Source organism: Ligilactobacillus murinus (assembly GCF_003288115.1).
Taxonomy (GTDB): domain Bacteria; phylum Bacillota; class Bacilli; order Lactobacillales; family Lactobacillaceae; genus Ligilactobacillus; species Ligilactobacillus murinus.
Genome location: NZ_CP023565.1, coordinates 120001 through 144311 on the forward strand (window position 1 = coordinate 120001; position 24311 = coordinate 144311).

21 protein-coding genes, 2 tRNA genes, 2 rRNA genes and 1 pseudogene are annotated in these 24311 nt (G+C 39.7%); 16 read left to right on the plus strand and 10 right to left on the minus strand.

The features are described 5' to 3' along the window. Nucleotides 1–59: 59 nt before the first annotated feature. The 3 genes from rrf (CPS94_RS00565) to rrf (CPS94_RS00575) all read left to right on the plus strand — a co-directional run bounded on the left by rrf (CPS94_RS00565) (nucleotide 60) and on the right by rrf (CPS94_RS00575) (nucleotide 373). Nucleotides 60–176: ribosomal RNA gene (gene rrf, locus CPS94_RS00565) — 5S ribosomal RNA — on the plus strand. Between the two features lie 5 nt (nucleotides 177–181). Then, nucleotides 182–253, plus strand: a tRNA-Gly gene (locus CPS94_RS00570). Nucleotides 254–256: 3 nt separating this feature from the next. Next, nucleotides 257–373: ribosomal RNA gene (gene rrf, locus CPS94_RS00575) — 5S ribosomal RNA — on the plus strand. A gap of 103 nt (nucleotides 374–476) precedes the next feature. Here the strand turns inward: rrf (CPS94_RS00575) and CPS94_RS00580 are convergent. After that, nucleotides 477–1160 carry a transposase gene (locus tag CPS94_RS00580; protein WP_162626386.1) on the minus strand — a complete coding sequence of 228 codons (684 nt, stop codon included), beginning with the start codon at nucleotides 1158–1160 and terminating at the stop codon, nucleotides 477–479. Nucleotides 1161–1684: 524 nt separating this feature from the next. Between CPS94_RS00580 and CPS94_RS11690 the strand changes: the two genes are divergently transcribed. Beyond that, nucleotides 1685–1819: a hypothetical protein gene (locus CPS94_RS11690; protein WP_263851770.1), complete on the plus strand. Its 135-nt coding sequence runs from the start codon at nucleotides 1685–1687 to the stop codon at nucleotides 1817–1819. A gap of 45 nt (nucleotides 1820–1864) precedes the next feature. Here CPS94_RS11690 and CPS94_RS00585 read toward each other — a convergent pair whose 3' ends face one another. The 4 genes and pseudogenes from CPS94_RS00585 to helD all read right to left on the minus strand — a co-directional run bounded on the left by CPS94_RS00585 (nucleotide 1865) and on the right by helD (nucleotide 6006). Then, nucleotides 1865–2446, minus strand: coding sequence for a sigma-70 family RNA polymerase sigma factor (locus tag CPS94_RS00585; protein WP_004048861.1), 582 nt, complete (start codon nucleotides 2444–2446; stop codon nucleotides 1865–1867). A gap of 73 nt (nucleotides 2447–2519) precedes the next feature. Then, a pseudogene (locus CPS94_RS00590) lies at nucleotides 2520–2963 on the minus strand (transposase); the annotation flags it as partial. A gap of 617 nt (nucleotides 2964–3580) precedes the next feature. Beyond that, nucleotides 3581–3653 (minus strand) — tRNA-Thr (locus CPS94_RS00595). A gap of 79 nt (nucleotides 3654–3732) precedes the next feature. Further along, nucleotides 3733–6006: an RNA polymerase recycling motor HelD gene (gene helD / locus CPS94_RS00600; protein ID WP_112195832.1), complete on the minus strand. Its 2274-nt coding sequence runs from the start codon at nucleotides 6004–6006 to the stop codon at nucleotides 3733–3735. Nucleotides 6007–6235: 229 nt separating this feature from the next. Here helD and CPS94_RS00605 point away from each other — a divergent pair, with 229 nt between their 5' ends. From CPS94_RS00605 to CPS94_RS00615, 3 genes are read left to right on the plus strand one after another with little or no spacing between them, the layout of a single operon-like run. Then, entirely contained in the window at nucleotides 6236–7285 is a 1050-nt protein-coding gene (locus CPS94_RS00605; RefSeq protein ID WP_112195830.1) for an efflux RND transporter periplasmic adaptor subunit, read from the plus strand. Further along, nucleotides 7278–7985, plus strand: a complete 708-nt coding sequence (locus tag CPS94_RS00610) for an ABC transporter ATP-binding protein (protein WP_051056434.1) — start codon at nucleotides 7278–7280, stop codon at nucleotides 7983–7985. The genes CPS94_RS00605 and CPS94_RS00610 overlap by 8 nt, the downstream gene beginning before the upstream one ends. After that, entirely contained in the window at nucleotides 7972–9174 is a 1203-nt protein-coding gene (locus tag CPS94_RS00615; protein WP_112195828.1) for an ABC transporter permease, read from the plus strand. The genes CPS94_RS00610 and CPS94_RS00615 overlap by 14 nt, the downstream gene beginning before the upstream one ends. 18 nt (nucleotides 9175–9192) lie before the next feature. Here CPS94_RS00615 and CPS94_RS00620 read toward each other — a convergent pair whose 3' ends face one another. From CPS94_RS00620 to CPS94_RS00630, 3 genes are all read right to left on the minus strand, one after another. After that, nucleotides 9193–10029: an MFS transporter gene (locus CPS94_RS00620; protein ID WP_112195983.1), complete on the minus strand. Its 837-nt coding sequence runs from the start codon at nucleotides 10027–10029 to the stop codon at nucleotides 9193–9195. A 190-nt stretch (nucleotides 10030–10219) separates the two neighbouring features. Beyond that, nucleotides 10220–10738 (minus strand): peptide-methionine (S)-S-oxide reductase MsrA, encoded by a 519-nt coding sequence (gene msrA, locus CPS94_RS00625; protein WP_112195826.1) that lies wholly within the window; start codon nucleotides 10736–10738, stop codon nucleotides 10220–10222. A 33-nt stretch (nucleotides 10739–10771) separates the two neighbouring features. Then, complete coding sequence (locus CPS94_RS00630; RefSeq protein ID WP_112195824.1) at nucleotides 10772–11818, minus strand: cation diffusion facilitator family transporter; 1047 nt, start codon at nucleotides 11816–11818, stop codon at nucleotides 10772–10774. Between the two features lie 123 nt (nucleotides 11819–11941). Here CPS94_RS00630 and CPS94_RS00635 point away from each other — a divergent pair, with 123 nt between their 5' ends. The 3 genes from CPS94_RS00635 (at nucleotide 11942) to CPS94_RS00645 (ending at nucleotide 15657) form a co-directional block, all read left to right on the plus strand. Next, on the plus strand, nucleotides 11942–12790 hold the full coding sequence (locus CPS94_RS00635; RefSeq protein WP_112195822.1) for a helix-turn-helix domain-containing protein: 849 nt from the start codon (nucleotides 11942–11944) through the stop codon (nucleotides 12788–12790). 116 nt (nucleotides 12791–12906) lie between these two features. Then, entirely contained in the window at nucleotides 12907–14016 is a 1110-nt protein-coding gene (locus CPS94_RS00640) for an ABC transporter ATP-binding protein (RefSeq protein WP_112195820.1), read from the plus strand. Nucleotides 14017–14028: 12 nt separating this feature from the next. Next, a complete protein-coding gene (locus tag CPS94_RS00645) occupies nucleotides 14029–15657 on the plus strand; it encodes a glycoside hydrolase family 13 protein (protein ID WP_112195818.1) in 1629 nt (542 codons plus the stop codon). On the opposite strand, the gene CPS94_RS00650 is transcribed toward CPS94_RS00645, so the two are convergent. Then, nucleotides 15648–16478, minus strand: coding sequence for an AraC family transcriptional regulator (locus CPS94_RS00650; RefSeq protein ID WP_112286311.1), 831 nt, complete (start codon nucleotides 16476–16478; stop codon nucleotides 15648–15650). The two genes, CPS94_RS00645 and CPS94_RS00650, sit on opposite strands and share 10 nt — an antisense overlap. 149 nt (nucleotides 16479–16627) lie before the next feature. On the opposite strand from CPS94_RS00650, the gene CPS94_RS00655 reads away from it, so the two are divergent. The 6 genes from CPS94_RS00655 to CPS94_RS00680 all read left to right on the plus strand — a co-directional run bounded on the left by CPS94_RS00655 (nucleotide 16628) and on the right by CPS94_RS00680 (nucleotide 23414). Next, nucleotides 16628–17902: an extracellular solute-binding protein gene (locus CPS94_RS00655; RefSeq protein WP_112195814.1), complete on the plus strand. Its 1275-nt coding sequence runs from the start codon at nucleotides 16628–16630 to the stop codon at nucleotides 17900–17902. A gap of 2 nt (nucleotides 17903–17904) precedes the next feature. Then, complete coding sequence (locus tag CPS94_RS00660) at nucleotides 17905–18783, plus strand: carbohydrate ABC transporter permease (RefSeq protein WP_112195811.1); 879 nt, start codon at nucleotides 17905–17907, stop codon at nucleotides 18781–18783. 12 nt (nucleotides 18784–18795) lie between these two features. Then, nucleotides 18796–19626, plus strand: a complete 831-nt coding sequence (locus tag CPS94_RS00665; protein WP_112195809.1) for a carbohydrate ABC transporter permease — start codon at nucleotides 18796–18798, stop codon at nucleotides 19624–19626. Nucleotides 19627–19662: 36 nt separating this feature from the next. Then, nucleotides 19663–21084 (plus strand): sucrose phosphorylase, encoded by a 1422-nt coding sequence (gene gtfA, locus CPS94_RS00670; RefSeq protein ID WP_407936378.1) that lies wholly within the window; start codon nucleotides 19663–19665, stop codon nucleotides 21082–21084. A 275-nt stretch (nucleotides 21085–21359) separates the two neighbouring features. Further along, on the plus strand, nucleotides 21360–22376 hold the full coding sequence (gene trpS / locus CPS94_RS00675; protein WP_112195805.1) for a tryptophan--tRNA ligase: 1017 nt from the start codon (nucleotides 21360–21362) through the stop codon (nucleotides 22374–22376). A 111-nt stretch (nucleotides 22377–22487) separates the two neighbouring features. Further along, nucleotides 22488–23414 carry a Ppx/GppA phosphatase family protein gene (locus CPS94_RS00680; protein ID WP_112195803.1) on the plus strand — a complete coding sequence of 309 codons (927 nt, stop codon included), beginning with the start codon at nucleotides 22488–22490 and terminating at the stop codon, nucleotides 23412–23414. A gap of 41 nt (nucleotides 23415–23455) precedes the next feature. Here the strand turns inward: CPS94_RS00680 and CPS94_RS00685 are convergent, their stop codons facing one another. Further along, nucleotides 23456–24256 carry a substrate-binding periplasmic protein gene (locus tag CPS94_RS00685; protein ID WP_112195801.1) on the minus strand — a complete coding sequence of 267 codons (801 nt, stop codon included), beginning with the start codon at nucleotides 24254–24256 and terminating at the stop codon, nucleotides 23456–23458. Nucleotides 24257–24311 lie beyond the last annotated feature (55 nt).

Consider the following 24311-nt stretch of genomic DNA (forward strand, 5'->3'; position numbering starts at 1 on the left):
GCGTTTTCGGAAATAAAGATATTGTCTAGTTTTGAGAGAACAAGGTTCTCACAAAAAAGTGTGGTGGCGATAGCACAAAGGCTACACCTGTTCCCATTCCGAACACAGAAGTTAAGCTTTGTAACGCCGATAGTAGTTAGGGGATCGCCCCTTGCGAGGATAGGAAGTTGCCACGCGTTTTGCGGAAGTAGTTCAGTGGTAGAACACCACCTTGCCATGGTGGGGGTCGCGGGTTCGAATCCCGTCTTCCGCTTAGTGTAGTGATGATCGCATAAAGGTCACACCTGTTCCCATTTCGAACACAGAAGTTAAGCTTTATAACGCCGATAGTAGTTAGGGGATCGCCCCTTGCGAGGGTAGGAAGTTGCTACGCGTTCAAAGTCGTGGTCAGTTATTAACTGGCCACGGCTTTTTTGGCTCTTTGTCAACCACTGTGTAAAGAGTAAATATTTTTAGAGAAGCTCTGTGAGAATAGCTTAGGCTGTTTTCACAGAGCTTCTTGTATCTTTACCAAGATATGTTTGGAGATAGATACGAGCTTTGAGATGTTCAAAATTACGATAACCATAGGCTGTTCTTTGGATCTGTTTTATTTTATGATTTATCCCCTCTAAAGGCCCATTAGTATAGTGACAATATTGGGGTTCTAAAGCTGTAATGACGGGAATCAAATTATCATAAAGTGTTAGAAGTGCTTTGTCAGCCTTAGATGCTTTAGAACGGGAGCCAGGGTATTTTTGATTTACTTCAGTAAGGCACTGCTTGAATATTTTTGTTTTAGAAGGTGTTGGGTCATCAATAACCTCTAAGAGCCGTTGATAGTCCCAATATGCTTTGCTGAAGTCTTGATCAGCTAATTGAAGTCCTTGATCGACTAACTGTTCCACAGTCACCCATTCACGTTGAGATCTTTCATAAAACTGATAAGTACAGTTTAGATCATCATATCGTTTTAAAAAGAGCTTCCAATTACGTTTAAACAGCTTATAATTTTTAGAATTATGGTCAAACCGATTCATCAGATCAGTACGCATTGAATTTACGGCGCGATTGAGCATTTGAACGATGTGAAATCTATCGATGATGATCTTAGCATTAGGGAAAAGCTTTTTGAGTAGAGTTACAGTTACGACAACGGATCCTGACAGAACGAGCAGCAATAGCTGTTTGATATGTTGAATTGACAGAAGGAACTTTTATAAGATGCATAGGAGTGAACCCATTACGATAGAAAGAGGTAAAACCACAATTATGACATCTAAAATCAGCTAATTCCTGAGACAAGAAGTAAATAGTAGCAGGGAAAAGGAGATATTTAGTTCCTCTAAGAGTATCTTTATAAGGTTCGTCATCAAAGATAAGATGCGGGTCATGATAATTAAGGCAAGATTTAACTGTTGAATCAATAATATTTGTAGTATAATTTAAAGAGGTCATAATGGACACCATACTTTCTAGTTGAGTTTTCGTGGTAGGATACACAAGAGAAAGATGCCATTATGGCTCTTTTTGTGTATACCAGGATACTCTTTATTTTATGATAAATCAAAAAGGCTGTGTAATGAAGTAATATCATTACACAGTAAAAAGTATAGAGCCGGTAAAGCTATCAAATATCAAGTTGTAGGAAGTCACACAGGTCAAAGGGTATCTCACCCACCAAGTAAACACAGGTGAAAATAAAGTGACCTTGATCAATCGTTATTGTCCACCATTGAATTATCCAAAGCATTGCCATAAATCAAAAGTGCCTAAAAAAGACTATTATGGTAAACACCACGGGATGAATTTCTTCCCGGGATATATCATTTGTTATTAAAAATTAAATAATATAGGTGGTTAGTATTCTATCTAAAGTAGAGTGCTAACCATTTTTTTGATACCAGCGAGCTAGTTTATGGTGGTAGCGTTGCATGGCATTATTGATCTGGGATTGACTTAACTCGAGTTTTTGGGCGACAAGAGAAGCTTTTTGATAATGAAGATAAGCACAAAAAACTCGGTATTCCAAAGGTGTGAGTAAGGTCGGTAATTTTTGCAAAAGTAATTCAAGTTCGATCCTTAATTCAAAATCACCAAGAGTCATCGGCAAAATGTCACCTTTTTCATAGAGTAGCTCTTCAAGTGAAATGACTTGCTTTTCAAGTAAACGTTTCTGGGCATTTTCACGGCGTAAGAGCGAACGAAAATGGTTGCAGAGACTGAGCTTGAAGTAAGCACCAAAAGTAATGTTGGCTTTAGTTGGATCAAAGGAACACGCTGTTTGATAACAAATGATCCGAGCCTCTTGTAATAGGTCATCGGTATCTAAAAGTTGTAAGTGAAAATGACCGATCAAGCTTAAGATCATGGGTTGGTATTTTTTGACCAATAGTTGCAGGGCTAAGCTGTCGGCAAAAGTTTTTAGTTGAAATAATAAGTTGGTCAATTCTAAATCATTTTCCATCGTGATCACTCCTATATGTTTGATAACTTGAATATAACAGATGCTAGCAACAAGCAAGCACCAATTATGGAGTTAAAAAAGGAAAATTATTAAAAAAAGACGAGGCTGTGATATAAGTCTCAATAAACACAGCCTCATCAATGAGCCCATTTTTTAGCATCATCTCAATAGTATCAGAGACAACAAAGCGAGCAATAGTACGATAAGTAGGTTGAGCTTCCTGAGTCAACCACACGCCAACAACGTTTTCCCGAGCAAAACGTTCGATCTTTCGACAAGAAAAAATACCATAACTATATGCCAAAAGAACTAACTTGAGTAAGACCCGAGGTTCATATTCGAAAGGACGCCCAAAGGTATAAGAGTCATCAAAATCAATAGATTCGACTAAATGGTGTATGTAGTGTGCTTGATGATTTTTTTCATGTTCATAGAAGGTCGCCATGTTCAAACTGAGTTGATTTATGTTATAATTACCGATCTCCTTTCTTTTTTGAGGGGGGAGACTATAGGGCATCAGGTGGTTTCTGGTGTCCTTTTTTATTTATAGTATACAAAAGCGGTCGTAAATGAACAATTTTTAAAGTCCATTTACGACCGTTTTTTGGAGACTTATGTCATAGCCTCTTTTTTAGTGCAAAAAAATTACCCTCTGACAAATATGTCAGAAGGTAAAACTGGCTGGGCTGATTAGACCCAATACGAGATTAACTCGTGTCCTTACAGTTACATGATAGAGTATTGTTCTAATTATGTCAATATTCTAGTATAATCAAAGACGGTCCATAGAAGCTGATTACTTCTAACTCAAGTACCGATTGCGAGGTGATACTCGTGTCCTTACTATTTGACTTAGTATTGGCGATCCTTGTCAATCTAATTTCAGATATCATCTATGACTGGTTGAAAGACCGTCACTAGATGAACGTACCCCGATCGGTTCGCTGGTTGGGGTTGTTTTTTGTTATAAAAAAATTCACCCTCTAATAAAAATAGAGAGTGAATTAGTTCAACTTATAAAGTTTGGGGACAACAGAGAGACAACAACTTTATTTTTAATAGTTATTTGTAATTTTAACTTTGTTGTTATATCAACGCTCTATATTCATAATTTATCATTATTTTATCCATATAAGCCACTTACCGGACTTGAACCGGTGACCCCCACCTTACCATGGTGGTGCTCTACCTGCTGAGCTAAAATGGCATTGCTCAATACATAAATCAGTATATATGATTGAGCAATTTTGTGCAAGCAAAAAAGGAATAAAATTAAAAAATTTTTGCTACTTAAGCACTAATTCAGTTTTAAGTGTATATAGCTTAGGTGAAAGCTGCCGTAAAAGCGGTGAAGATTCGCCGATCGTTATCAAGGTCAGTTCATGCATTGCACGTGAACAGATCGTATATAAGACCCCAAGCTCAGACAGAGGGAAGGTTTCTTTTGAGATATCGTAAGCGATGACGGCATCAAATTCAAGGCCCTTAGCGAGGTAGATCGGCAAGATAACAACGCCTTTTGGTAGAGCCCGATCTTGATCACCGATCAAAGTTGGTAAAAATTCACGATGAAGCTGTTGGTAAAGCTGTTTAGCTTGTGCAAGGTCTTTAGTGATCAAAGCCACAGTATCATTTGTCGTGAGCTGTTGATGTAAGGCTTTTTTCAAGGCTATTAGCCCGTTAGCTTGATCGGGTGAAGCGATGATCTGGGGCAACTTGCCATCACGAGTAAATGAGTTGATCGTAGCGCCATCGGGTAATAAAGCCTTCATAAAGTCGGTGATCTGTGCAGTCGAACGATAACTCGTATTTAGTGAAACAACGTGACTAGAGCGCGGTTTGAGATTTTTTTCAAGTGAAGCTAGCAAAGCTTGGGGTGTTTGGAGCGGATTAAAGAGCGCTTGTTCACTATCACCTAGTAGAGTCAATTTGGCTTGAGGAAAGCAGTGCTTAAGATAGATCAGTTGTGGTAAAGTATAGTCTTGCATCTCATCGACAAAAAGATGTGCGATCCCTTGATTTTGCCCACTCCCTGTCAAAAGATCGCGTAAGTAAAGCAGTGGCGCGCAGTCTTCTAGAGCGATCTTATGAAATTCTAGGCGTTCACTGAATTCAGTGACACTTTCAGGGAGAGTTTGGGCTAGAAAGTGCTGATACTGTGCATAAATGTCTAAGAAATAGTCGTTATAAAGCGCATCATAGACGATCGCAAATTTTTGTTCAACGATCTTGCGCGCTAAATGCTTGATCTCATCATCAACGGCTTGGAAACGGCCCCGGGTCTTAGTACCCAATAAGTCGTAGTATTGACGATCATCTAAATTATCGATTTTTTCTAAGACCCAGTTGGCTTTGGCTTCTTGTTTTAGCCGCCGGTTGAGACGCTTGATCAAGATATTTTTGGTCTCATGGAAACGTTGTGCGGGTTTCATCTTCAAGGGGAGTCCTTGATAGATCTCAGTGATCTCTGCTTTTGAAAAGAACACTTGCCCACCATCCAAAGTGATGTCACTAAAGCATAGTTTTGCTGGAGCTAAGTGATCAAGATAGTTTTGGATCCTTTCCATGAAACTAGCCGCTTCTTTTTTAGCCCGGATCTTTCTTTGGTCAGCTGTAAGGGTACGCTGTTTTTCATAACAATCAAAGAGTGTCTCGACTTTTAGACCTTGGAAACGTTGCGCTAAAAATTCGGCTAGTGTTACTTGACGCATATTGCGCTCGCCTAAACTTGGCAAAACTTCAGAGATATAGTGGCTAAAGAGCAAGTTAGGCGAAAATAAGACGATCTGATCGGCTGAGAGTTTATCTCGACTATGATAGAGTAAAAAGGCGATCCGTTGTAAGATAGCAGAAGTTTTACCAGAGCCAGCCACACCTTGAACTAATAATAATTCATGTTTGGTATCACGAATGATATCGTTTTGTTCTTTTTGGATCGTGGCCACGATATTTTTCATATATTCATCGTTATGTTCACCTAAGACCTGTTGTAGTATTTCATCGCCAACAGTTTCGTTAGTATCAAACATATTTTTGATCTGACCTTCAACGATCGTAAATTGGCGTTTCTTTTGTAAAGTCGTCTCCAATTCGCCCATCGGTGTTTCATAAGTAACTTTTCCCAAAGTACCGTTGTAATAAATTGAGGAGATCGGAGCCCGCCAGTCATAGATCAAAAAGTTTTGGTGTTCATCTACAAGAGAAGCTGTCCCAATGTAAAGTGTTTCAGGAGTTGTTTCACCTGGATCAAGGATATCGATCCGCCCAAAGTAAGGCGAGTTCTTGAGTTGCTTAAGTGTCTTGACTTGTTTGGCTAAGATCTTTTCGTTTTCTAAGTTTTTAGCAACCAGTTGCTTTTGTTGCTGAACTTCGGCATTGGTCTCCATTTGATCATCGACTTCGAAAGTATTGATCTTAGCATTTTGACCATAATTTTTTTCGACCAGTGAAGTTTCAAGTTGAGCTTTTTGATACTCGTGTTCGTTTAGCGCAAGTTGGCGGGTGATCACTTCTTTTACTTGATCAACATGAGCTTGTTCAGCTTTTTTTGCATTATCCAAGCAAATCATCCTTTCTGTATGAAACGTGCAAAAAGCTTCTAAATTCAGCAATTACTAAAATTTAGAAGCAGTCAGATTATTATACCATGGATCTAATGCAGATATCTGACAAAAATGACCACTTATGCTAAAATACGTTTTAACAAGTTTGAAATTGTTTACAATGAAACTGTTTGTGAGATTTGGGGCTATTAGGTATACTTGTAAAAAATAGTTAAGGAGAGTTTTTATGAAGCAAAAAAGATTCAAATGGTGGCAGATCCTATTGGGAGCAGTCGTCTTAGTGATGGTGGGGAATTTGGTTTACGGCGCATTGAAAAAAAGTGAGCCTACCACTGAGAATAAGAAATATACAACGGTCAAGGTCAGCCAAGCAGCGCCATTGACTTATTCGGGGAAAGTTGAAGCTGTTAGAAGTCAAGTCTTAGTACCAACGTCAGGTAAAGCGCAAAGTGTGACCGTTCAAAACGGTGACCATGTGGAACAAGGACAAGCGGTGATGACGACTTTTAGCGAATCTTATGAAGAACAAGCAACAGAAGCCCGTCAAGCTTTGGCTAAAGCAAACCGTCAAGTCGGTCAGCAACAACAAGCAGTTGAACAAGCACAAAGACAGTTAGCTCAACTGAGTCGTGACGATGAAGGTTATACTGAAATGCAAAATCAAGTGACGACTGCGCGTAACCAACTTGAAGATGCTCGCGGGGAAGTGACGGATGCGCAAAATAAATTAAATACCCTCAATGGACGCGTTAATGGTACTGTTAATGCACCGTTTGCTGGGACAGTGATCGTTGAATACGATAAGACTGGGCAACCAAGTGTGATGCTATCTTCAGATGAGCTCCAGTTGAGCACCCAACTTTCAGAATATGATTATCCTAAGGTCAAAGTCGGCCAAGAACTCAAAGTAACGGCTCTAGCAACTAAACATGAACAAACGACCCAATTAGGCTACTTAGCCAATACACCTGCGCAAAATAGTAAGGCTAACGATTCCAAATATGAGTTGACCGCTCCATTAGACAGTACGAAATTTATGGCAGGTCAGACACTAAATGTAATGATCACCCAGACAGGAGTGCAAATTCCTAAGACCAGTGTCAAAGATGGTCACGTCTATGTGGTGGAAAATAAAAAAGCTAAGCGGATCGCAGTTACAGGAACGACATCTAATGGAAGTTTTATCGTTAAGAGTGGACTAAGTAAAGGCCAGCGGGTCATTGTCGATCCAGATAAGGGGTTAAAAGATGGAAAAACAGTTGAGACCAATGATTGAGCTAAAAAATATCAATAAGTCATATGTTCAAGGTACAAATAGCTATCATGTGCTCCACGATATCAATTTAACGATCGCGCAAGGTGAATTTTTGGCGATCATGGGCCAATCAGGTTCGGGAAAATCGACTTTGATCAATATTATTGGATTTTTGGATGATCAATTCGAAGGTACTTATTTCTACTATGAACATCCGATCCATGAATATACACGGGCTCAATTTTCTAGTTTGCGAAATCAAAATGTGGGATTTGTCTTTCAAAATTTCAAATTGATCCAAAATATTTCGATCGCAGAAAATGTCGGGCTTCCTTTATTGTATGCTGGACAAAAACGAGCCTATATCAAAGAGCGTGTCCGTGAGGTTTTAAAAGCAGTAGGTTTAGCGGGCTATGAGGATCAATTGCCTAAAAATCTTTCAGGGGGCCAACAACAGCGAGTGTCGATCGCCCGGGCGATCGTGACAAAGCCCAAATTTTTGATCGCAGATGAACCGACTGGTGCTTTGGATAGTGAAACATCTAAGGAGATCATGGCTTTATTCAAACAACTAAACCACGATAACGAGACAACGATCATCATTGTGACCCATGATCCGAATGTGGGGGCTCAGGCTGATCGCTTGGTACACATTTTAGACGGACGTTTGACAGAAGATGTAGACCATAAGCCAAAGGGGGATGCTAATGAAGTTCATTGAATTATTAAAGACAGCGTGGCAATCGTTAAAAGTCAACCCCAAGCGTAGTTTCTTGACAATGATCGGGATCATTATCGGGATCGCGGCTGTGATCACGATCATCGCTCTGGGAAATGGGGTCAAAAAGCAGATGATCGATAGCTTTAAGACGACTGGTAGTGGGGAACAGACAACAACGATCGAGTTTATGTCGACTGACCCAAATGCGGTCGGATTTAAGCCAAATGATATTTTAGCAATCGAACAAAACTTCTCGGGCAAAGTCCAAAAAGCTCAGATCGATACTAAAACGACTGGCATCCAAAGCTATGCTCAATTTGGTAATGCCACTGATACGAGAGTCACATTGGGCGTAACGACTAAACCGATCGCTGATTCCTTGATCGTAGAAGGCAAGAACTTTACGCAACAGACCTTTTTACAAGCTAAACCGCAAGTGTTGATCACTAAGGCGTTAGCTAAACGTGAATATAAGGATATTGAAAGTGCGATCGGCACACCGGTCTTTATCAATAACACCAATTATATCGTTGCTGGGATCTATCGCCAAAACCAGCTAGCCGAGGCGACCGAGCCAACTGCAGGTGACGTGATCGTGCCTAAAGAGGTTTACTTTGCTAATGGAACAAGTAAGACGCAAGGCAATAGTTTGAAATTGACGATCGCTAAAGGGGAAAATGCTTCTAAAGTAACTAATAAAGTCGTTGATTATTTGAAAAAGAATGCGACCGCTAAAGATCAAGGTGAATATAGTTTCTTTGATCTAGGAAGTATGTTAGAACAACTTTCGAAGGTGATGGATACCTTGACCCTATTCATCAGTGCGATCGCCGGGATCTCTTTATTTATCGCTGGGATCGGGGTCATGAATATGATGTATATCTCAGTTTCTGAACGTACACAAGAGATCGGGATCAGATTAGCGATCGGAGCCACTCCAAGTAATATCTTGTTGCAGTTTTTACTTGAAGCGATCATGCTGACTGTTAGTGGTGGCTTGATCGGCTTTGGCTTTGGTTGGCTCTTTGCGAATGCGATCGCAAAATTTATACCGGGCAACATCACAGCTGTGGTGACTTTCAATTCATTCTTATTGGCGTTTGGTGTCTCGACTGCAGTTGGGGTCATTTTTGGAATCTTACCGGCACGCCAAGCAGCTAATAAAAATTTGATCGATATTTTAAGATAAAACTAAAATGGCGCTTCCTTAAAAATATTGGGAGCGCCACTTTTGGTGGTTATCTTTTTTTACGCAAACCAAGCGAAATAAACCTAAAATAATTAGTGCAATAGTGAAGTAGATCCCATAATGGACCCCAGTCGTAAAGGCGGTAGCGGCTTTAGCACCTGGGTCGATACTTTCACCAAAAGTTAAAAGTAAGGTGGCTAAAGCAGTGGCAACTGCCCCCACGATCTGTTGTAAAGTATTCATGATCGTACTTCCATCAGCTGCTTGGGTACCGTTTAAGGCATTTAAGACATGGGTTTGTGCCGGTGACATTGCCAAAGGACAACCGATCATCAAAATGACGTGTGCTAAGATAACATAACAGGTCGTACTGGTGAAAGCTAACATTACAGCACCGATCAAGGCTAACGTAAAACCGATCTGTACGGGAGTCTTGGCGCCATTTTTATCGTAAAGGCGGCCGGCGATCGCGGAAACGATAGCATTTACGATCCCACCCGGTAACATGATGATCCCAGTCAAAGCAACTGAGATCAAGAGCCCATTTTGAATGTATTGAGGCAAAAGATACATTGCTGAGAGAATGATCGCAAAATCGATCATGACTAAACTGGCCCCAATACTAAAATCACTCAACCCAAAGATCACTAATTGACGGGTAGAAAACCATTTAGTCAATAAACTCGAAAAGGGTAAAACGATCCCGATCACTAACATATATCCGGTGACGAGCCATTGAGCACTAGCGGTTGAAATATTTAAGGCATAAATGAGTTGGGGTAAAGCGATATTCAAAGAAGTTTCTGAAAACGTCCCCACAAAAGCTCCGACTAAAACGCCGAGTATAGCTAGCATAGGACGTTTTACGGGGGCACGTGCTTGTTTACTTGTTGTTTCCAATTGATCGATCCTTTCTCTTATAAAGCGAAAACAGTGATTATCATAGCAAAGTAAACAAGTATTTCGTAAGTGATTTTTTAGTGAAAAAGATAAAAAAATTTAATGAAAAGATCCGAGTCCACCCAATAGGTAAACTCGGATCTAGCTATTTCCAATATTTTTCGATAAAAGCTTGGCGCCCACCAGCTTCTTCTAACTCAAAGCGAGCAGGATCTTTTTTGTAAAAATCTTGATGATATTCTTCAGCAGGATAAAAAGGTTGAGCATCTTCGATCTGGGTCACGATCGGTTTGTCAAAGCGCCCACTGTTTGCCAAAGCTGTCCGTGATCTCTCAGCGATCTTACGTTGTTTGGCGTCTTTGACGAAGATAACGGGGCGGTAGCTATCACCGCGGTCTTGGAACTGTCCCAGAGCATCAGTTGGATCAGTTTGGTTCCAGTAGATCTCAACTAATTGTTCATATGAAACTACGCTAGGATCAAATTCGATCAAAACGGCTTCGGTATGCCCAGTTGTTTGGGTCTTGACTTCTTCATAGGTCGGATCAACAGTATGTCCGCCCGTATAACCGGAAATAACTTTTTGGATGCCAGGATAAGTATCAAATGGTTTTACCATACACCAAAAGCACCCACCGGCAAAAATTGCTGTTTCTGTTTGCATAATAAAGATCACCTTTCTTAATTAGTTTAAAGTTCAACGCGGACGTCGCTTTCTAGGGGGAAGATTTTTAGTCGTCTTAGCATTGATCGTATTGGTGTCAGGGATAAATGACACATCGGTATCGATCACCCCGAATTTATAGCGCATCATGTCTTCGATATATTCGGCTAAATGATAACTTTCTAAAACATTCATATTTGCATTGACGATGATCACAACATCAACAGTGACTAAATTCCCATTATAATGTGCTTTTAGTTCATCAACTTCAGCGACCCCCTTGATGTTGTTGATCGCTTCTCGAAAAGCATTTTCTGCTTTAGGATCGAAATAGTCAGCTAGATTCAAGCTACTTTCCATAAAGATCCGCGCCCCAGAATAAAGGATAAAGCAGCCCACTAAGATACTTGTTGCCCCATCGAGCCAACTGATCTGAAATAATAGCGCGCCTGCGATCGAGATCAAGGTACCTAAACTGGTCAAAGCATCGCTCAAACTATCTTGCGCTGAAGCGATCAATGACGCATTTTGCAATTTATGGCCCCATTTTTTATTGTTATACCAGACTAATAACATGATCACACTAGCGATCCCAGCCCCAATTAAGGCGATCGGTTGTGGAACGACGCGTTTGGCAGGCGAAAATAAGCCCGTGATCCCTTGGATGATAACGCTCAAAGAGATCGCGATCATGACGATCCCAGTCACTAAAGTAAAGATCGTTTCATAACGAAAACGTGTGAATTGGATGCGCTGATCGTTACCTGTTTTGTGTAAAGAAAGTTTAGGTAAAGGAACGACACCCGCGATATCGTCGTCATCAATATCGCGGGCAATATGGATCCCGATCATTAGTAACGAGGTCGAAATGATCCCGGATAAATTGTTGAAAGCATCAGCCCGTAAAGTTTGTGAATGACTGATCGAGGCTAAGATCCACTCGATGATCGAGATCAAAAAATACGCACCAACGTTAAGACAAAGATGACGCATAGCAGCATTTAATTTAGTTAATTCTTTAGCTTGGACTTTTTCCCAATCTTCATATTCTTGTTTTAGATGTTTATCGACATCGCGCACTATAGGATCACCTCTTTTCGCTTGATTTTTAATTACATTATAATACAGATGAAAAACTACTGGTAGCTATTAGTTTTGTTTAAAGTGAAAAATTGATATATTTAAACCATGAGGTGAGAAAAGGTGACAAAGTTAGATGATATTTTACAGCTATACTCCACCGCAAAAATAAGCGAGCAGCCAGAGCTTACGCCAGAAAGTGTAAGTTTTATGTGCGAAAAAGGGTATTTGAATTTAACTAAAGCAGAACTAACTGCGAGAGAATTAGAATTGTTGCAGGTCATACTAGGAAAACCAGTCAAACACTACGATCCTTGGCAAGCTTTTTTATGTGGTCGGGGAAAAAGGCCTGTTATTAAAGGAAAAGTCCGCTTTATTTTGGGAAAGGTCGAATTCAAAAATTCAGAATTCTCGTTGACGACATGGAAAAAAGCTTTGCAAGAGATGTTTACGACGGAGATCTTAGCCTGTTTTCAGCTAAAAGATGATGAATTTGTCTTAGTTGAACAAGGCAGTGCCACTTCTTATGAAAGTGCGGATTTTTTAGGGATCGCCCAGAGCTTGGATGCCGAATTAAACACTAAGACTAAGTTTTTTATCGGCGATCCTTGGCCAGCTGAGTTTGATCTAGCCCAGTTATTTGCTGAAGAACAAGCAATATTTAAAAAAACTGCTGACAAAAATACAACGGTCATGACAGCTGCTAAAGGTGCATTAGACTATTTTACGCATCAAAGTCGTAAGCAAAGTTATCTTCTTAAAAGTTATCAAGAACTTTTTTTTAAAGAGCCACAGTTAAAAAAGATCATTCAAGCTCTATACCAGGCTCAGGGCAATACAACCCTTGCGGCCAAGAAGTTATATCTACATCGCAATTCGTTGCAGTATAAATTGAATCGTTTTGCAGCAGAAAGTGGCCTGGATGTAAAGCAGATGGATGACTTGCTGTTTTGCTATCTTTTGACTTTATGAATTTTTTGGTCAATGTGCACAAAAGATAGAACGTGGATCTGGGCACATTTTGCTAGTTTGAGAAAACGCTGCCAAATATAATAGAGTCATCAATAAGAAATGGATAGGTGAAAAAAATGGTCAAATTGGATTTAGATCACATTTATAAGAAGTACGATAACGCAGAAGACTATTCGGTAACAGATTTTGATCTACACATCAAAGATAAGGAATTCATCGTGTTTGTTGGCCCTTCAGGTTGTGGAAAATCGACGACTTTACGGATGATCGCGGGGTTAGAAGATATTTCTGAGGGCGAATTTAAGATCGATGACCGTGTTGTTAATGATGTTGCACCAAAAGATCGTGATATTGCGATGGTCTTCCAAAATTACGCACTTTATCCCCACATGACAGTCTATGATAACATGGCTTTTGGGCTTAAATTGCGTAAATATTCCAAAGAAGAGATAAAAAAACGTGTATCACATGCAGCTGATATTTTAGGGTTAACAGAATATCTACAACGTAAACCGGCTGCTTTATCTGGGGGACAACGCCAACGGGTCGCTTTGGGACGGGCGATCGTGCGGGATGCCCCGATCTTTTTGATGGACGAACCCCTATCTAACTTAGACGCTAAGTTGCGGGTCTCCATGCGAGCTCAGATCGCTAAACTTCATCAAGAATTGGGAACGACGACGATCTATGTGACCCACGATCAAACAGAAGCGATGACGATGGCTGATCGGATCGTGATCATGAAAGATGGTAAGATCCAACAAGTCGGTTCACCACAAGAAGTTTATGATGATCCAGCTAATGTCTTTGTCGGTAGTTTTATCGGAGCACCAGCGATGAATTTCTTTAATGTGACCGTTAAAGATGGCAAAGTTTATGATGACGCTAAGAACTTTGAGATCGAAGTTCCTGTCGGACGGTTAAAATTATTAAAAGATAAGGGATTTGATAATAAGAAAGTGATCATGGGTATCAGACCAGAAGATATTCACACCGAAAATGCTTTCTTGGAAACATTCCCGAACGCTAAGGTCGAAGCGACTGTGACAGTTTCAGAGCTATTAGGTGCCGAGTCCCAACTTTACAGCAAACTAGGGGAGACTGAATTTGTCTCTAAAGTTGATGCGCGTGATTATGTCAAGCCAGGAACAAAGATGATAATGGGCTTTGATCTCAATAAAGCACATTTCTTTGATCCAACGACCAAGATCAATTTGAATCGATGAGAAGGCGAAATTATGGGAAAATGGTGGCAAAGTGCGGTGATCTACCAGATCTATCCGCGTAGTTTCAAAGATACAAACGGTGATGGGATCGGTGATCTAGCCGGGATCATTTCCAAATTGGATTATTTAGAAAAGTTAGGTGTGACCGCGCTTTGGTTATGTCCAGTCTATCGTTCACCTAATGATGATAATGGCTATGATATCAGTGATTATCGTCAGATCATGCAAGAATTTGGGACGATGGCTGAGATGGAAGCCTTGATCAAGCAAGCTAAGCAACGTGGGATAAAGATCGTGATGGATCTAGTCGTCAATCATACTTCAGATGAGCATCAATGGTTTATCGAAGCAAAAAATGATCCCAAGAGCAAATATCGTGATTATTATATTTGGCGTGATCCTAAAGCCGGTAAAGAACCAACTGAACTAAAAAGTGTTTTTGGTGGTTCGGCTTGGGAATATGATGAACAAAGTGGGCAATATTATTTTCATCAATTCAGCCGCAAGCAACCCGATCTGAACTGGGAAAATCCGGTGGTTAGAAAAGAAGTCTATGAAATGATGAATTTTTGGGTCGCTAAGGGGATCGGTGGCTTTCGGATGGATGTGATCGATCTGATCGGTAAAGTTCCAGAAAAAAATATCACAAGTAATGGACCTAAGCTACATGAATATCTAAAAGAGATGCACCAAAATGTTTTGGCAGAGACTAAATTGGTAACTGTCGGGGAAACTTGGGGTGCGACCCCAGATATTGCTAAGTTATATTCTGATCCTAAGCAAAAAGAATTGAGTATGGTCTTTCAATTTGAACATGTTCAACTAGATCAATTTCCCAATAGACCCAAGTGGTTTACCAGACCGCTTTCTGTTGTTAAATTAAAGGAAGTTATCACTAAATGGCAAGTTGAGTTAGCTGATGTTGGATGGAACAGTCTATTTTGGAACAACCACGATCTTCCACGAGCGGTTTCTGCTTTTGGAGATGACGGGATCTATCGCGTTCAAAGTGCAAAGATGTTAGCGATCGTATTGCACTTATTAAGAGGAACTCCGTATATTTACCAAGGTGAAGAGATCGGGATGACGAATCTGAAATTTACCGATATCGCACAAATTGATGATATCGAGTCTAAAAATATGTATCAAGAATACAAAGCTAAAGGGTACTCAAATGAAGAACTCTTACAAATGATCTCACATAAAGGACGCGATAATGCACGCACACCAATGCAATGGGATGCGACCAAGAATGCTGGTTTTTCGTCTGCTAAGCCGTGGTTGGCGGTAGCACCTAACTATCAGACGATAAATGTCAAGGCTGCTTTGGCAGATAAGGATTCGATCTTTTATACTTATCAAAAATTGATCGCTTATCGTAAAAGCCACGAGGTGATCAGTATTGGTGATTATTCTTTGTTAGAAACTAAAGCAGAAGTTTTTGCCTATGTGCGTAGCTATGAAGGTCAAAGTGTTTTAGTCATCGCTAATTTCTCTAAAAACGTTCAAAAAGTAGCGTTACCTAAATATCAGATCCAAACACCATTTATCGCTAATTACGATAATAGTCCACGTGATCTGGCACAGTTAGAGTTACGCCCGTATGAGGCCTTAGCTTTTGAAATAACAGATCACTTATGATAGCTCTTGCGGTATGCTAGCGGGCTATAAGCGGTCTTTCGTTTGAATGCTTTAGAAAATGTAAAAGCATCTTTATAACCTACTTGACTGCTGATAGAATCGATCGGATCGGTCGATTCTATCAGCAGTTTTTTGGCGTGTGTGATGCGTAGGTCTGTTAAATATTGTTGGGGTGTTTGGCTTAAATAGCGTTTGAACAAGGTGTACAGATGGCTACGTGAAAGATGTAACTGAGCACAGATAGCGGAAATATTGATCCCGGTGGTATATGTCTTTTCCAAGAACTCTTTTGCTTGGAAAAAGGTACGTGAAGCGGTACTTTGACTGACCGCTTTATTGGCTGGGTATTCTTTTAAGAAAGTGGAAAGAAGGGCTAGGAAGTCACTTTGAAGCTGTAATTGTTCTGGGAGTGTCGGCATTTGGTGGAGCCTATCATAAAATGCTAACAATTCCTGACTGAATTTACTATTTTCAATATTTTTTAAGTAAAAATCAGGATAAAGTTTACTATTGACTAAAATATTTTCAAAATTGGTACTCGAAAAACCGATCCAAAGATATTCCCACGGGTCGGTAGCATCTGCTTGATAAAAACAAGGAACTGATCTAGGTAATAAAAAGAGATCGCCTGCTTTTAATTTAGTGAATTTCTTGCCAGCACTGGTAAAGACGCCTGAGCCTTTCAAGACGAGATGTAAAACATATTGGTCACGAGTGTTGTTTCCAGAAAATGCGTAGTTTGCTTTTGTCTGTTCACGACCAAAAAACAAAATTTTAAAGTCAAAATGTTCACTGTTTACAGTACTATATTCCGAATACATACGTTTTTTCCTCCATCATATGTCAAAATGTTTTGTGATAATTATGACATATTATAACACAGTTTTACCATTCTTTTTTACTAAAAAAATTTCTATAATAGCACTATAGAAAACGTTTACAATTTTTATCGATGAAAGGAAGAGAGCAAATGCGCTTATTTAAAGGATTATTAAGTGTTGTAGGTATTTTGGGATTAAGCGTTAGTTTAGCGAGCTGTGGCAATAATGAGCAGGCAGCCAAAACAAGCGATAAGGTCACGATCGAATATTTTAACCAGAAAAAAGAGATGTCGCCGACCTTAAAAGAGATCATCAGTGATTTTGAAAAAGAAAACCCAGATATCCATGTGAAGTTGACCGATGTTCCGAATGCAGGGACTGTTTTGAAGACACGTGTTTTAGCAGGTGATATGCCTGATGTGGTCAATATTTATCCACAAAATATCGATTTTCAAGAATGGGCTAAGGCGGGTTATTTTGAAGATCTTTCAGATCAAGGCTATTTGAAAAACATCAAAAATGATTTTGAAAAACGCTTTAAAGTAAACGGTAAAGTGTATAACGTTCCATTATCTACTAATGTTTATGGCTTTTTTTACAATAAGACAGCTTTTAAGCAATTAGGTGTCAGTGAGCCAAAGACTTGGGCTGAGTTTGAGAGCTTAGTCAAAGAATTGATCGCAAAGGGGCAAACACCTTTTGCGATCGCAGGTACAGAACCGTGGACGTTGAACGGTTATCACCAGTTAGCGTTAGCGACGGTGACTGGTGGAGGTAAACAAGCAAATGAACTTTTACGCTATTCAAAGCCTAACGCTTTAAAAGTCGATAATAAGTATCTCAAGGAGGATTTTGAACGCTTAGATCTTTTACGGATGAAAGATGCTGCGCAAAAGAATTGGCGTGGGGCAAGCTATAACGATGCAGTTGTTTCGTTTGCCTCACAAAAGAGTTTGATCATGCCCAATGGTTCCTGGGCGTTAGCGATGATCCAGCAACAAAAACCAGCTTTTGAAATCGGAACGTTTGCTTTTCCAGGTGATGAGCCTGGGCAAGAATTGACAGTTGGATCAGGGGATCTAGCTCTTTCGATCTCAGCAAATTCAAAAAATAAAGCGGCAGCCCAAAAATTTGTAGCTTATATGACGACTAAAAAAGCAATGCAAAAATATTATGATGTTGATGGAAGTCCCGTAGCTGTCAAGGGTGTCAAAGAAGCCGGCCCAAATTCACCGTTGTATGGTTTATCCAAGTTGGCCTTCACTAAACACCAAATGATCTGGCTAGCGCAAGATTGGACGAGTGAAAATGATTTCTTCAACTTGACGACTAATTATTTGATGAACGGTGACAAACAAGAGATGGTGGATTCATTGAATACGTTCTTTAATCCAATGAAAGTTTCTAATGATCGAGAGGGATAGCGATGAAACAACGAAAATTTATTGAGAAAAATTGGGGCTGGATCTTTTTATTCGTACCACTTTGCTTACAGCTGATCTTCTTTTATTTTCCAATGCTTCAAGGTGCATTTTACAGTTTGACGGACTGGACAGGGTTGACTTATAACTTTAATTTTGTCGGTTTAAAAAACTATGAGATCTTATTGGGAGATCAAAAATTTTTAAAAGCGATCGGATTTACTTTGATCCTGACGGTCTGCTTGATCGTAGGTGAGATCTGCTTAGGGATCGTGTTAGCTAAAGCTTTGAATTCAAAGATCAAGGGGAAAACATTTTTTAGAGCGTGGTTCTTTTTCCCAGCGGTCTTATCAGGTCTGACAGTCGCGTTAGTCTTTAAACAGTTGTTCAACTACGGACTCCCAACACTTGGTAGACTGTTAGGCCTTGAATTCTTAGAGACGAGCTTATTGGGGACACCAGGTGGAGCTGTTTTTGCAGTGATCTTTGTCCTCTTATGGCAAGGGATCGCAATGCCAGTGATCATCTTTTTAGCGGGCTTACAAAGTATTCCAGAAGAGATCAGAGAAGCTGCTAAAGTTGATGGCGCAAATCGGCACCAGATCTTTTGGAAGATCGAATTGCCTTACCTATTACCAAGTATCTCGATCGTCTTTATTATGGCGCTCAAAGCAGGTCTGACCGCCTTTGATCAGATTTTTGCGATGACAAGTGGTGGTCCAAGTGATGCCACGACTTCTTTAGGATTATTGGTCTATAACTATGCCTTTAATAATAATCAATACGGATATGCCAATGCGATCGCGCTCGTTTTGTTTATCTTGATCGCGATCGTCTCCTTTATCCAGATCAAGATCTCAAGTAAATATGAAATCGATAAGTAAGGAGGAGAGATCATGGGAGAAAAAAATAACCGTAATTTTTGGAGCTATCTTCTTTTAGTAAGTGGTGGGATCTTGATCTTATTGCCACTACTTTATACAGTTTTGAGTTCATTTAAGACGACTAAGCAGATCATGGATAATTTCTTTGCTTGGCCTGATCCTTGGACGCTAGACAACTACAAACGTCTCTTTAGTGATGGGATCGGGGATTATTTCTTAAATTCAACGATCGTAACGATCTTATCCATCGTGGTAGTCATGATCTTTGTTCCGATGGCTGCTTATTCGATCGCACGAAATATGTCTAAAAAGAAAGCTTATAGCATTATGTATCTGTTATTGATCTTAGGGATCTTTGTTCCATTTCAAGTTATCATGATCCCGATCACGGTAATGATGAGTAAGCTCGGTTGGGCTAATATTTGGGGGTTAGTATTGCTATACCTTACTTATGTGATCCCACAAACATTGTTCTTATATGTCGGTTACATCAAAATGAGTATTCCAGAGGGACTAGATGAAGCGGCCCAGATCGATGGTGCTAACAAGTTTACCACATATTTTAAGATCATCTTTCCGATGTTAAAACCGATGCATGCTACAACTTTGATCATTAATGCTTTGTGGTTTTGGAATGATTTCATGTTACCGTTATTGATCTTGAATAAAGATAGTAAATTATGGACTTTGCCACTATTCCAATACAACTATACTGGTCAATATTTCAACGATTACGGACCAAGTTTTGCTTCGTATGTGATCGGGATCATTACGATCACGATCGTCTATTTGATCTTCCAAAAAAATATTATTGCCGGTATGAGTAACGGTGCTGTTAAATAGAATGGAGTAATGTAGATGAAATTAGAAAATAAAATGATGCTGATCACATATGCAGATAGTTTAGGCGAAAATTTGGCCGATCTGCAAAAAAATTTAGCGACTCACTTCAAAGATGCCGTTGGGGGCATACATTTACTGCCATTTTTTCCTTCAACAGGTGATCGTGGTTTTGCTCCAGTCGATTATACAAAAGTCGATCCCGCTTTTGGGGCTTGGGACGATGTTGAAGCGTTAGGTGAAAAATATTATCTGATGTTTGATTTTATGATCAATCATATCTCACGGCAGTCAAAATACTATAAAGATCTTCAAGCCAATAAAGATGAAAGTCCGTATCGTGACTTATTCTTGAGCTGGGATAAATTTTGGCCTAAAGGACGTCCGACTAAAGAAGATGTTGATCTGATCTATAAGCGAAAAGACCGTGCGCCTAAACAAAAGATAACCTTTGCTGATGGTAGTAGTGAATACTTGTGGAATACTTTTGGAGAAGAGCAGATCGATCTAGACGTTAAAGCAAAAGTAACAAAAGAATTTATCAAGCAAACACTTTATCAATTGATAAAACATGGGGCAACGATCATTCGTTTAGATGCATTTGCCTATGCTATAAAAAAACTTGACACAAATGATTTCTTTGTCGAGCCTGAGATCTGGGAATTATTAGATGAAGTTCAAGCGATCGTAGCTAAAAAAGGTGCGGTGATCTTACCAGAGATCCATGAACACTATACGATCCAACGGAAATTGACGCAACATAACTACTTTACGTATGATTTTGCTTTACCAATGGTCGTGTTATATACGCTTTATAGTCAAGATGCGACTCGGCTAGTTGAATGGTTGAGCGATAGTCCAATGAAGCAATTTACGACGCTTGATACTCACGATGGGATCGGTGTTGTCGATGTCAAAGATATTTTGACAGATGAAGAGATCGAGCTTACGACTAATAAACTTTATGAGATCGGGGCTAATGTCAAACGTAAATATTCAACAGCTGAATACAATAATTTAGATATTTATCAGATCAACACGACTTATTATTCAGCTTTAGGTGATGATGATAAAAAATACTTTATCAGTCGCTTGATCCAAGCTTTTGCACCAGGGATCCCTCAAGTTTATTATGTCGGGCTTTTAGCAGGAAAAAATGATATTGAATTATTAGAAAAAACAAAAGAAGGGCGTAATATCAATCGTCACTATTACAGTAATGAAGAAATCGCGCGCGAAGTGAAACGCCCCGTCGTGGTAGCTTTACTTAAATTATTTACCTATCGCAATCGTTCAAAAGCATTTGAATTAGATGGAAAGTTTGAGATCACAACATCTGCTAAAAATAGCTTTAATATTAAGCGTACCAGTGCTGATGGACAAACAGTAAGTGAACTAAAGGTCGATCTAGCGACTTATAGCTACGAAGTCAAAGAAAATGGTCAAAAAATTACTTTCTAAGATACTTTACAGTTTGGAAAACATCAACTACAATGAAAGTAACCTTCGCTGAACGGTAAGTAGTAGTGAGTCACCTAACAGAGAGGCATCGATTAGCTGAGACGATGCACGACTTTATGAATTGGATGCCGCGAGAAGACAACTAGATAAGTAAATGAGCGGCATTTTTGCAAGTTAGGTGGCACCACGGTAATTCGTCCTAATATCTTTATGGTATTAGGGCGTTTTTTAGTATCTGACCTGTTTAAACGCTCAGGTTAAGGAAGGAAAATATTATGGCAAAAGATATTATTTTGACGGGGGATCGTCCCACAGGTAAATTGCATATCGGACATTATATCGGTTCACTAAAAAATCGAGTTGAGATGCAAAATACGGGTAAATATGACACCTTTATCATGATCGCTGATCAACAAGCATTGACGGATAATGCTCGCGATCCAGAAAAGATCAAAAATTCATTGATCGAAGTCGCCTTGGATTATTTGGCAGTAGGTATCGATCCTACTAAATCAACGATCTTTGTGCAATCACAGATCCCTGCTTTAGCAGAATTAAACCTATATTATTTGAATTTAGTTACTGTTTCACGTTTAGAACGCAATCCGACTGTTAAAACAGAGATCGCGCAAAAGAACTTTGAACGCTCGATCCCAGCTGGCTTTTTCACTTATCCTGTGAGTCAAGCAGCTGATATTACTGCGTTTAAAGCTAATTTGGTCCCAGTAGGTGATGACCAAGAACCAATGTTGGAACAAACCCGTGAGATCGTACGTAGTTTTAACTCGATCTATGGCAAAGAAGTTTTAGTCGAACCACAAGGGGTCTTTCCACCTAAGGGATCTGGGCGTTTACCAGGGCTTGATGGTAACGCTAAGATGAGTAAATCTTTAGGCAATGCGATCTATTTAGCTGATGATGCAGATACTTTACGCAAAAAAGTAATGTCGATGTACACTGATCCTAACCACATCCATATTGAAGATCCTGGGCAGATCGAAGGTAATATGGTCTTTACGTATTTGGATATTTTTGATCCAGACAAGCAAAAAGTAGCTGAATTAAAAGAACATTACCAAGCTGGTGGTCTTGGGGATGTGAAGATCAAGCGTTACTTAAACGAAGTACTCGAAGCAAACTTAGGACCGATCAGAAAACGCCGGGAAGAATTCGCTCAGGATATCCCTAGTGTTTATGCAATGCTAAAAGAGGGTAGCCAAAAAGCAAATGCGGTAGCAGAACAAACTTTAGCTGAAGTGCGGGCTGCTATTGGGGTAAATTATTTTGATTAATGAAAAAGACTGGCTGGTGTCAGTCTTTTTTGTAAGAAAAATATTTATATTAATGATTTCTGAGAAAAATGTGATAAGATAAAGGTACTTAAATAAGTCGAGGTGTGGAATTTGAAAAATTTAGTGATGCTTGATTTTGGTTCTAATTCGACGCGCATGTCGATCACACAGATCGCGCCTGATGGTAGTTTCAAGGAGGTCAAACGAGCTAAGGAGATGACGCGTTTAGCTGAAGGGATGGGGCAAAGCGATGGTCAAAAGATCTTGCAACCGCAAGCTATTCAGCGGACCTTAGGTGCATTGTTGAAATTTAAAAAAATTTATCGCGACCTGCCTAACGTGTCAGTTCGTGGGATCGCCACAGCAGCTGTGCGTGAGGCGCAAAACCAAAGCGAATTTTTACAACAAGTCAAGGAAGTTACGAATATTGATGTTGAAGTGCTTTCAGGAAGTTCAGAAGCCTATTATGATTATCTAGCGGTGATCAATACTTTGACTGTCAAAGATTGCGTGATCTGTGACATGGGTGGGGGGAGTTTTGAATTAGTTGTAGTTAAAGATCGAAAAGCCATGAATTATATCAGCATTCCTTATGGGGCTGTCAGTTTGACTGAGAAATTTCATGCGGCTGATAAGATCAGTGCTCGCGACCTTTTTTCTTTTAGCCGCTTTTTAAATTATAAGTACCATCAGCTCCCTTGGTTAAAGGAAGGAAAAGGGTTGCCCCTAGTTTTATTAGGCGGAGCCAATCGCACCGTTGCGCGCCAAGAGTTACTACGGTCGGGTAAAGATGAATTTAAGCAGATCCACGGGTTGAAATTATCTACGTATATGTTTTTAGAGACATATACAGATTGGCTCGGTAAAGATGTTATGCAAAGAAAAGCCGTTTTGGGAAGCGAGGCCCCTAGAGCAGATATCATCATAGGTGGTCTGACGCCAGTTGCCTTTTTGTTAGAATACTTACAGATCCCTGAAATTATTTTTTCAGAAAGTGGCGTGCGTGAAGGTGTCTTATATTCGATGTTACAAAAATAAAACGATCCACTGCTATGAAATTTATGGCAGTGGATCGCTTTTTAATTTAAGGTCAGATCCTTGGTGAAATATTTTTGTGAAAGCTCAGCGATTTTTTCGGTAGAGCGCAACTCATTGATCCCTTCCGTTAAAGTTTCGTTTATCTTGGGATGATTATGGGTGATAAAACTCAAAGACAGTGCTAAGACGTTAGGATCTGAGATGCGGTGCAAAACAGCATTTTCTTCAGCCTTGGTAGCCGTGGTCGGGGCTTTAGCTAATGTGGGCTCAGCTTTTAAGAGGGCATGGTAGCTGTAGTCACTTAGGATCCCAGCTGATATTTGCGTTTTTTCCAGGGCTTCTAGCAGTTTTGTTGGATCAGCAAAAACGACGGGCTTTAAACCAAGTTCTTTTAGGAGAGCTTGTTGTTGGGCACTTTTTAGCAGACCAACTTTTTTATGCAACATTTTATCTAGTTTTTTTGTCTTAGAATCGTGGCGGGTAAAGAGAATATTTTTAGGGTAGAGAAAAGCTTTGGTACTTTGATAACTCTTAGAAAAATTAGCTTTATCACCTAAGATGAAGTCGATCTGCCCCTTTTTTAAAGCAGTCCGCATTTTTTCTTGGCTCGAATAAGCTTTGAAGTTTATCTTGGTGTCAGTGACCTCTTCTAATTGATGGGCTAATTCGATAGAAAAGCCTTGCCAATTTTGATCATTTTTATAGCTGTAGGGCTTATCATTTTCCAAGATCCCCATGGTAAAAGAAGAGCGTGCTACAACTACATTTGATCTTAAATTTAGGCAAAATAAGCCTAGAAAAGTACTGAGCAGTAGTAGATAGAATTTTTTTTGCTTTGACATTTGAGCCACCTCATGTTTTTTAGAAAATACCTAGTGTTCATGGTTAATATTATAG

Coding starts and splice junctions, on each gene's coding strand:
- CPS94_RS00585 (WP_004048861.1), bottom strand. CDS start 2,446: ATGGAAAATGATTTAGAATTGACCAACTTATTATTTCAACTAAAAACT.
- CPS94_RS00605 (WP_112195830.1), top strand. CDS start 6,236: ATGAAGCAAAAAAGATTCAAATGGTGGCAGATCCTATTGGGAGCAGTC.
- CPS94_RS00610 (WP_051056434.1), top strand. CDS start 7,278: ATGATTGAGCTAAAAAATATCAATAAGTCATATGTTCAAGGTACAAAT.
- CPS94_RS00615 (WP_112195828.1), top strand. CDS start 7,972: ATGAAGTTCATTGAATTATTAAAGACAGCGTGGCAATCGTTAAAAGTC.
- CPS94_RS00620 (WP_112195983.1), bottom strand. CDS start 10,029: ATGCTAGCTATACTCGGCGTTTTAGTCGGAGCTTTTGTGGGGACGTTT.
- msrA (WP_112195826.1), bottom strand. CDS start 10,738: ATGCAAACAGAAACAGCAATTTTTGCCGGTGGGTGCTTTTGGTGTATG.
- CPS94_RS00640 (WP_112195820.1), top strand. CDS start 12,907: ATGGTCAAATTGGATTTAGATCACATTTATAAGAAGTACGATAACGCA.
- CPS94_RS00645 (WP_112195818.1), top strand. CDS start 14,029: ATGGGAAAATGGTGGCAAAGTGCGGTGATCTACCAGATCTATCCGCGT.
- CPS94_RS00650 (WP_112286311.1), bottom strand. CDS start 16,478: ATGTATTCGGAATATAGTACTGTAAACAGTGAACATTTTGACTTTAAA.
- CPS94_RS00655 (WP_112195814.1), top strand. CDS start 16,628: ATGCGCTTATTTAAAGGATTATTAAGTGTTGTAGGTATTTTGGGATTA.
- CPS94_RS00660 (WP_112195811.1), top strand. CDS start 17,905: ATGAAACAACGAAAATTTATTGAGAAAAATTGGGGCTGGATCTTTTTA.
- CPS94_RS00665 (WP_112195809.1), top strand. CDS start 18,796: ATGGGAGAAAAAAATAACCGTAATTTTTGGAGCTATCTTCTTTTAGTA.
- gtfA (WP_407936378.1), top strand. CDS start 19,663: ATGCTGATCACATATGCAGATAGTTTAGGCGAAAATTTGGCCGATCTG.
- trpS (WP_112195805.1), top strand. CDS start 21,360: ATGGCAAAAGATATTATTTTGACGGGGGATCGTCCCACAGGTAAATTG.
- CPS94_RS00685 (WP_112195801.1), bottom strand. CDS start 24,256: ATGTCAAAGCAAAAAAAATTCTATCTACTACTGCTCAGTACTTTTCTA.